General features: G+C 63.8%; 8 protein-coding genes. 5 read left to right on the forward strand and 3 right to left on the reverse strand.

Annotated elements, in window-relative coordinates; translation table 11 throughout:
* Positions 1–322 precede the first annotated feature (322 nt).
* On the reverse strand, positions 323–1015 hold the full coding sequence (locus ACTIIH_RS15420; protein ID WP_101556135.1) for an SOS response-associated peptidase: 693 nt from the start codon (positions 1013–1015) through the stop codon (positions 323–325).
* Positions 1016–1049: 34 nt separating this feature from the next.
* Here ACTIIH_RS15420 and ACTIIH_RS15425 point away from each other — a divergent pair, with 34 nt between their 5' ends.
* The 5 genes from ACTIIH_RS15425 (at position 1050) to ACTIIH_RS15445 (ending at position 5811) form a co-directional block, all read left to right on the forward strand.
* A complete protein-coding gene (locus ACTIIH_RS15425) occupies positions 1050–1565 on the forward strand; it encodes a MarR family winged helix-turn-helix transcriptional regulator (protein ID WP_101556134.1) in 516 nt (171 codons plus the stop codon).
* Positions 1566–1673: 108 nt separating this feature from the next.
* A complete protein-coding gene (locus tag ACTIIH_RS15430) occupies positions 1674–2840 on the forward strand; it encodes an acyl-CoA dehydrogenase family protein (protein ID WP_127364082.1) in 1167 nt (388 codons plus the stop codon).
* Position 2841: 1 nt separating this feature from the next.
* Positions 2842–3897, forward strand: a complete 1056-nt coding sequence (locus ACTIIH_RS15435) for an enoyl-CoA hydratase/isomerase family protein (protein ID WP_441452747.1) — start codon at positions 2842–2844, stop codon at positions 3895–3897.
* Positions 3894–4670, forward strand: a complete 777-nt coding sequence (locus ACTIIH_RS15440; protein ID WP_127364081.1) for an enoyl-CoA hydratase — start codon at positions 3894–3896, stop codon at positions 4668–4670. Before ACTIIH_RS15435 ends, ACTIIH_RS15440 begins: the two co-directional genes overlap by 4 nt.
* Positions 4671–4839: 169 nt before the next feature.
* Positions 4840–5811, forward strand: a complete 972-nt coding sequence (locus ACTIIH_RS15445) for an NAD(P)H-dependent flavin oxidoreductase (protein ID WP_441452748.1) — start codon at positions 4840–4842, stop codon at positions 5809–5811.
* A 110-nt stretch (positions 5812–5921) separates the two neighbouring features.
* Here the strand turns inward: ACTIIH_RS15445 and ACTIIH_RS15450 are convergent, their stop codons facing one another.
* Both ACTIIH_RS15450 and trpS read right to left on the reverse strand, forming a co-directional pair.
* Positions 5922–6971, reverse strand: coding sequence for an App1 family protein (locus ACTIIH_RS15450; protein WP_101556129.1), 1050 nt, complete (start codon positions 6969–6971; stop codon positions 5922–5924).
* A 2-nt stretch (positions 6972–6973) separates the two neighbouring features.
* Positions 6974–7972, reverse strand: a complete 999-nt coding sequence (trpS, locus tag ACTIIH_RS15455; RefSeq protein ID WP_101595952.1) for a tryptophan--tRNA ligase — start codon at positions 7970–7972, stop codon at positions 6974–6976.
* Positions 7973–7998: the final 26 nt, after the last annotated feature.

Below are 7998 nucleotides of genomic sequence, written 5' to 3' on the forward strand. Positions count from 1 at the left end.
CACCCATCACCACACCACAAAGACAGCGTGTTCACTGGGGGTATCAGTTTCTGTTGGCACTTTTCGCCTTGCGACTCGCTGTGCCAGCGGATGTCTACTCTACATGGTTGTTTCGATCCGTGCAACTCGAAGTTCATCTTCGGTTTGCCCACATCGTTCCCGATCAGAGCGACTGTTGCCTTTCCTTGCGTCCTGGCAACCCGGACTACTATACACACATCTGCGGCCACCTGCAAAACCGCTCCGGCTGCGCTCACTCCCCGGCCCGGAAGAACCCCGAGATCTCGGGCGAGAGTCTCGCCCGCGCAACTTCAAGAGAGATCTATGCCACGGGTTCGGCGAGCTCCGGAGAATCGTTGCGGACATTGCCCACCGCTTTGCCGACCTTGTGCCGAGTGACGCTTGCGGGATCGACCTGATCGAGCGTCGTCGCCAGCAGGTCAGGCACATCATTCGTCAGCACTGCCGGATCGATCCAGTCACTGATCTGGTCGCGCCCGAGGAATACCGGCATCCGGTGGTGGACATCGCTGAGGTGGCCCGCGGATTCCATCGTCAGGATCGTCGTGGAGACCAGCCAGGACTCATCCGGCTGCTTCCAGAACTCGAAGAGCCCGGCCATGAAGAGTGGGTCCTCGCCGGCGGCGGTCATCATCCATGGCTGCTTGCCGTCCTCGGTGTCCTCCCATTCGTAGTAGCCCGGGATGGGCAAGGCACAGCGACGACGTCGAATGGCCTGCCGGAACATCGGCTTCTCGAGCACTGTCTCGGACCGTGCGTTGAATGCCTTGAACCCGATCTTGGGGTCTTTCGCCCAGGCGGGAACCAATCCCCAGGAAGCGGTTTCGAGGCGGCGGTGCAGCTGGCCGTCGTCGTCGAGGCGCTCGACGACGATCGGCACGAATGATCCCGGAGGCACGTTGAAGCGCGGCGTGTAGTCATAGGAGACGACATCCAACCGCAGCTCATCGGCGAGATCTGCCGGATCGAGAGACATATTGAGTCGACCGCACATGCGCCCATCTTCCCACTTCACTACACTGTCGACAATGGCGGCAGAAGAGAATACAGGCACGACGTTCGACCCGATCGAAGAGTCCCGTCGGCAATGGCTGGCCCACGGGTGGGACGGCGCAGCCGATGGAATGACCACGGTGATCTCGGTGATGCGGATCCACCAGCTGTTCCTGGCCCGAGTCGATGCCGCCCTCAAGCCCTTCGCACTGACATTCTCGCGCTACGAGGTCCTCACGCTTCTGTCCTTCACCAGAGCCGGGACCCTGCCGATGTCGAAGATATCCGCTCGCCTGCAGGTGCACGCGACCTCGACGACGAACTCGGTCGACCGCCTCGAGAAAGCCGGACTCGTCGCCCGGCGCAGCCACCCCGACGATCGCCGGACGACACTCGTCGACCTTACGGATGCCGGTCGTGAGCTCGCCGCTCAGGCGACGATGGCGCTCAACGCCGAAGTCTTCACTTCTCCCGATTTCAACGGGATCGACCTCGATTCCCTCCTCCCCCATCTCGAAAAACTGCGCTCAGGACTCGAAGCCGGCAACTGAGCGGATGGACGGACGGGCCGCCTCGGCGAGGAATTAGTTGGATGTCCAAGTAATATGGACGTATCGTGGTGTCGATCACCGAATACGCGTCCGATTCTTGGAGGAATCATGTCCCGCAGTACAGCCGCTGCCCTACCTTTCGGTCTCACCGACGAACAGCAGACCGTCGCCGGGATGGTGCGCGAGTTCGCCGATACCGAAGTCGCCCCGCACGCTCTCGAATGGGACGCCGAGCACTTCTTCCCCGTCGACGTCATCAGGAAGTCCGCCGAACTCGGCATGGGCGGCATCTACGTCAGCGAAGAATCCGGCGGCACCGGAATGGGCCGGATGGATGCGGCGCTGATCTTCGAAGCGATGTCGACCGGATGCCCCTCCGTCGCCGCCTATATCTCCATCCACAATATGGTCGCGTGGATGATCGACAAGTTCGGCAACGACGAGCAGAAGGCCACATACCTCGAGAAGCTCGTCTCCATGGAGCACCTCGGCAGCTACTGCCTGACCGAACCCAACGCCGGCTCCGATGCGGCCGCCCTGCGCACGTCCGCCCGCGAAGACGGCGACCACTACGTGCTCAACGGAGTCAAGCAGTTCATCTCCGGCGCCGGCACCTCGGACACCTACCTCGTCATGGCTCGCACCGGCCAGGACGGAGCGCGCGGAATCTCCGCCTTCATCCTCGAGAAGGGGATGGAGGGCCTGAGCTTCGGCCCCAATGAACAGAAGATGGGCTGGCGCGCCCAGCCGACCCGACAGGTGATCATGGAGAACGTGCGGGTGCCCAAGGAGAACATGCTCGGTGCACCCGGTCAGGGTTTCAAGATCGCGATGTCCGGGCTCGACGGCGGAAGGCTCAACATCGGCGCCTGCTCGCTCGGCGGCGGTCAGGCCGCTCTGGAGAAGGCCATCGCCTATATGGGTGAGCGTCAGGCCTTCGGCACCGAGCTCGCCGGCTTCCAGGCCCTGCGCTTCGAGGTCGCACAGATGCAGGCCGACCTCGAGGCTGCCCGCTCCCTGCTGTGGCGAGCAGCAGGAGCCTACGATACGGGCGATCCGAACACCTCTCTGCTGTCGGCCATGGCCAAACTCAAGGCCACCGACACCGGCTTCGACGTCGCGAACAGGGCACTCCAGTTGCACGGCGGCTACGGCTATCTGACAGAGTATGGAATTGAGAAGCTGGTTCGTGACCTGCGCGTCCACCAGATTCTGGAAGGCACCAACGAAATCATGCGCGTGATCATCTCGCGCAAGAGCACAGGAGTGGGCTGATATGACAGAACCTTCGGCAGAGCAGGCGGACGCCTCCGTCATCACCTCGGTATCCAACGGGGTCGGCCGAATCGAACTCAACAGACCGAAGCTGATCAATGCGCTCAGCCAGGACATGGTGGGCGCCATCGATGACGCCCTCAAAGCATGGCGTGACGACGACGCGGTCAAGCTCGTCCTCGTCACCGGCCGCGGGGAACGCGGACTGTGCGCGGGCGGCGACATCAAGGCCGTGTACAACGACATCGTGGCCGGCAGCGACGAGAATGCGAAGTTCTGGAACCGCGAATACAAGATGAACCACGCGATCTCCGAGTTCCCCAAGCCCTACGTCGTCATCATGAATGGCATCACGATGGGCGGCGGAGTCGGCATCTCCGGACACGGATCGCACCGCATCGTCACCGATTCGACGAAGGTCGGGATGCCGGAGACCGGAATCGGGCTCTTCCCCGACGTCGGCGGCACCCACCTGCTGGCCAACGGCCCCGGAGAGTTCGGAACGCACCTTGCGCTGACCGGGCAGCCCGTCGGAGCCGGCACCGCGATCGGTCTCGGACTCGCCGACTACTTCGTCCCCGATGCGCAGATCCCCGATCTCATCGCCGACCTCACCGCCGGTGAGGATCTCGAGTCCGTCCTCGGCAAGTACGTCGGGGAGGCACCTGCCGATGAACTCGCCGAGGCGGCCGACTGGATCAACGCCTGCTACGTCGGCGACGACGCCGAGGCCATCGTCGCGGCTCTCGCCGCGCACGAGAACCCCGATGCCCGGGCCACCGCGGAGCTCATCGGCACGAAGGCCCCCACCTCGGTGAAGGTGACCTTGGCCGCGATCCGCAATGCGGAGACGATGTCGCTGGCCGAGGTCCTCGAACAGGACTACCGCGTCGCCGTCACTCTCACCGGACTGCCGGACCTCAGGGAAGGCATCCGCGCACAGGTCATCGACAAGGACCGCAATCCGCAGTGGAACCCCGCATCACTGGCCGAGGTCAGCGACGAGCAGGTCCATTCCATCCTCACCACCGATCACGCAGACAAGGTGTTCTCATGAGCGAATTCGAAACCATCCTCACCGACGTCGCCGACGGCGTCGCCACGATCACGATCAACCGGCCGAAGGCGCTCAATGCGCTCAACCTGCAGGTGCTCACCGACATCACCGATGCCGCGACCGCCTTTGACGCCGATGATTCGGTCAAGGCGATCATCATCACCGGCAGCGACAAGGCCTTCGCCGCCGGCGCCGACATCAAGGAGATGTCGAGCCTCGACTTCTCGACGGCATTCAAGGCCGATTGGTTCGCTGGTTGGACCCGGCTGACCGATGTCCGCAAGCCGGTCATCACCGCCGTCGGCGGCTACGCCCTCGGCGGCGGCTGCGAGCTGGCGATGATGGGCGACATCCTCATCGCCTCGACGAAGGCGAAGTTCGGTCAACCCGAGATCAACCTCGGAGTGCTGCCGGGCATGGGCGGATCGCAGCGCCTGACTCGTGCGATCGGGAAGGCGAAGTCCATGGACATGTGCCTGACCGGTCGGATGATGGGCGCCGAGGAGGCCGAACGCTCCGGTCTCGTCGCGCGCGTCGTCGAACCCGAGGAGCTGCTGACCACGGCCAACGAGATCGCGCAGACGATCGCGGCCAAGTCCCGGGTCGCCTCGGCGTTGGTCAAGGAAGCGGTGAACACCGCCTTCGAGACCACCCTTGAGCAGGGGCTGCGCTACGAGCGTCGTCTCTTCCACTCTTCCCTGGCCACGAACGATCAGTCCGAGGGCATGGCCGCCTTCGTCGAGAAGCGGGACCCGAACTTCACGGATTCCTGATCCAGCTTCTTATCACAGCCGAAGGCGCAGACTCCCCCGAGAGTCTGCGCCTTCGTCGTCTGATCAGCCGAAATGCGGGCCAGGAGCTGAAAGAGAATGTGTTCCGTATCGCATTTAACAATCGTTCAGTTAGAGTGGGTGTATGCATTCATCTTCGCAAGGAGGCACCGTGAGAACCTTCACCGATCTGCGCTCCCAACTCCGTCTGCCCGTCGTCGGCTCCCCCATGTTCATCGCCTCGGGGCCCGAATTGGTCAAGGCCCAGTGCCAGGCCGGAATCGTCGGGTCCTTCCCCTCGCTGAACGCCCGACCTGCTTCGCAGCTGACCGACTGGCTCGATGAGATCGCCGAGTCGAACGCCGCCCACACCGCGGCGAATCCGCAGCAGCCTGCCGCCCCGTTCGCGGTCAACCTCATCGTCCACCGGTCGAACAATCGCCTCGAAGAAGACCTCGCCGAGGTGGTCCGCCACCAGGTGCCGATCGTCATCACCTCGCTCGGTGCCCGTGAGGAGGTCAACGAGGCCGTCCATTCCTACGGCGGCATCGTCCTCCACGACGTCATCAACAACCGCTTCGCCAACAAGGCCGTCGAGAAGGGCGCCGACGGAGTCATCGCCGTGGCCGCCGGTGCCGGCGGGCATGCCGGGGCCCAGTCGCCGTTCGCGCTGATCCAGGAGATCCGCTCATGGTTCGACGGCCCCCTGCTGCTGTCGGGCGCCATCGCCCACGGCCGTTCGATCCTTGCGGCTCTGGCCGCCGGTGCCGACTTCGCCTACGTCGGCTCGGCGTTCCTGTCGACACCCGAGGCGAACGTCGTCGACGACTACCGTCAGATGGTCGTCGAATCCGGCGCCGATGACGTCGTGTACTCGAACTACTTCACCGGGGTGAAGGGCAACTACCTGCGCGGATCCATCGTCGCCTCGGGCCTCGACCCGGACAATCTGCCCGACGCCGATCCGACGAAGATGGACTTCAGCTCGTCGTCGGGATCGGACTCGAAGGCATGGAAGGACATCTGGGGCTCGGGCCAGGGCATCGGCGCACTCGGACAGCAGCAGACCACCGCCGAACTCGTCGAGACCTTCGCTGCACAGTTCGACGAGGCGAAGCAGCAGCTGCTCGCACAGCTGCACTGACCCGACCGAGCGCCTCAAAGACCACCTCACCCTCAATTGCTACCTGACGGCGGCTCAGCAACCTCGCGCGAGGTTGCTGGGCCGCCGTCAGGTAGCAAGTGAGGTTTCGTTCAGATGGTCGAGATGATTCCGCGTTCGGTCAGGCGGGAGGCCAAGCCGGCGCCGTCCGGGGCATAGATCCACGGCACGCCCTGGCCGCGACCGTGGCGCTTCGACCGGCCGCCGGCCCACACTGCCTCACCGACGGTGAGCTGCCGGATCGCGACGGCGGCGACATTCTTCGGATGGTTCTCGACGAACTCGCCGTAGATCTCCTCATCGTTCTGCCCGTCGTCGCCGATGAGCAGCCACTTCATCCACGGGAACTCCCGGGCCAGGCGTTCCAGCGAATTGCGTTTGTGCTCCTTGCCCGACCGGAACACCCGGGTCGTCGTCGGCCCCCAGTCGGTGAGCAGCAGCGGACCCATCGGGTAGAGGTTGCGGGAGAGGAAGCGCTTGAGCGTCAGCGCCGAATTCCATGCACCTGTCGACAGGTAGACCATCGGTGTGTCCGGACGCATGAAGGTGATCCGGTCATAGAGCACGGCCATTCCCGCCACCGGGGACCTCGCATGCTCGCTGAGGACGAAGGTGTTCCACGCGGCGAGGAAGGGACGCGGCAGAGAGGTGACCATGACCGTGTCGTCGATATCGGAGATGATGCCGAAGGTCGAGTCCTCGCCGATGATGCGCACGGCCGCGGAATCGACGAGCGAACCGTCGGTCCACAGTTCGATCTCCGTCTCCCCCGGTTCGAAGTCTCCGGGGATGACGGTGTCGATGATGCCTCCGCGATCGGAGGTGACCATATGCTCTTCGTCATTGACGCGCACCCAGGCGGTGTCATTGGGCAGAGGCACGCTGACGAACGACTTCCAGCCGCGGATGCTCGCGTGGACGTCGGCGGCCGGCTGTCCGTTCGGGGTGAGCACCAGGCGTCCGAGCACCCGCACCCACTCCGTCCCACCGTATGTGTCGTAGGCGATGACGGTGCGATGGTAGGCGTGATCGGTGGCCCGATTCTGGATCCAGCCGTTGAACCGATCCTCCACCCGTGCAGCGGTGTGGAGCATGTCCGGTGTGAGGTTGAGCGGTCCGTCCTCGGGTTTCTTCTTCGCCACGATCAGATGAAGCCGATCTTGTCATAGACCTCGCGCAGTGTCGCCTCGGCGATGGCGCTGGCCTTCTCCGCCCCGCGGTCGAGGATCGCCTGCAGCTGCGCTCGGTCTTCGAGGAGTTCCACCGTACGCTCCCGCACCGGTGTCAGGGTCTCCACTGCCACCTCGGCGAGGTCGACCTTGAGGTGACCGTACATCTTCCCTGCGTACTCGGCGACGATGTCGTCGACCGGGCGCGCGGTCAGGGATGAGTAGATCGTCAGCAGGTTCGACACTCCCGGCTTGTTCTCCGGGTCGAAGGCGATCTCGGTTCCGTCATCGGTCACCGCGGACTTGATCTTCTTCGTCAGTGCCTTCGCGTCGTCGAGGATGTCGATGCGGCCCTGCGGGCTGGGCTGGGACTTCGACATCTTCGCGCCCGGATTCTGCAGGTCGTAGATCTTCGCGGTCGCCTTGAGGATCTGCGCCTCGGGGACGGTGAAGGTCTTACCGAAACGATAGTTGAATCGTTCGGCGAGGTTGCGGGTCAGTTCGAGGTGCTGGCGCTGGTCTTCACCGACAGGAACGAGCTGCGGGTTGTACAGGAGGATGTCAGCAGCCATCAGCGCCGGGTAGGTGAGCAGCCCCAGGGACACATGATCCTGCTTCGCGGACTTGTCCTTGAACTGGGTCATCCGGCTCGCCTCGCCCATCGAAGTGGTGCACTCGAGCACCCAGGACAGCTGCGGATGGGCAGGCACCTGGGACTGGACGAAGATCGTCGACTTCTCCGGGTCGAGACCGGCGGCGAGGAACTGCGCGGCCGTGCGCAGCGTGCGCTCCCGCAGCTCTGCCGGATCCTGCTCGACGGTGATCGCGTGCATATTCGCGATGAAGTAGAAGGCATCGTGCGACTCCTGGTGAGTCACGAACTGCTGCAGGGCTCCGATGTAGTTGCCGAGATGGAGGGAATCGGAGGTGGCTTGGATACCTGAGACAGTGCGCGGCTGTGAAGAGTTCGTCATAGTCCTATGATGCCATCTCACCTGCC

The sequence above is a fragment of the Brevibacterium sp. genome (assembly GCF_052105255.1).
GTDB classification, from domain to species: Bacteria; Actinomycetota; Actinomycetes; order Actinomycetales; family Brevibacteriaceae; genus Brevibacterium; species Brevibacterium linens_B.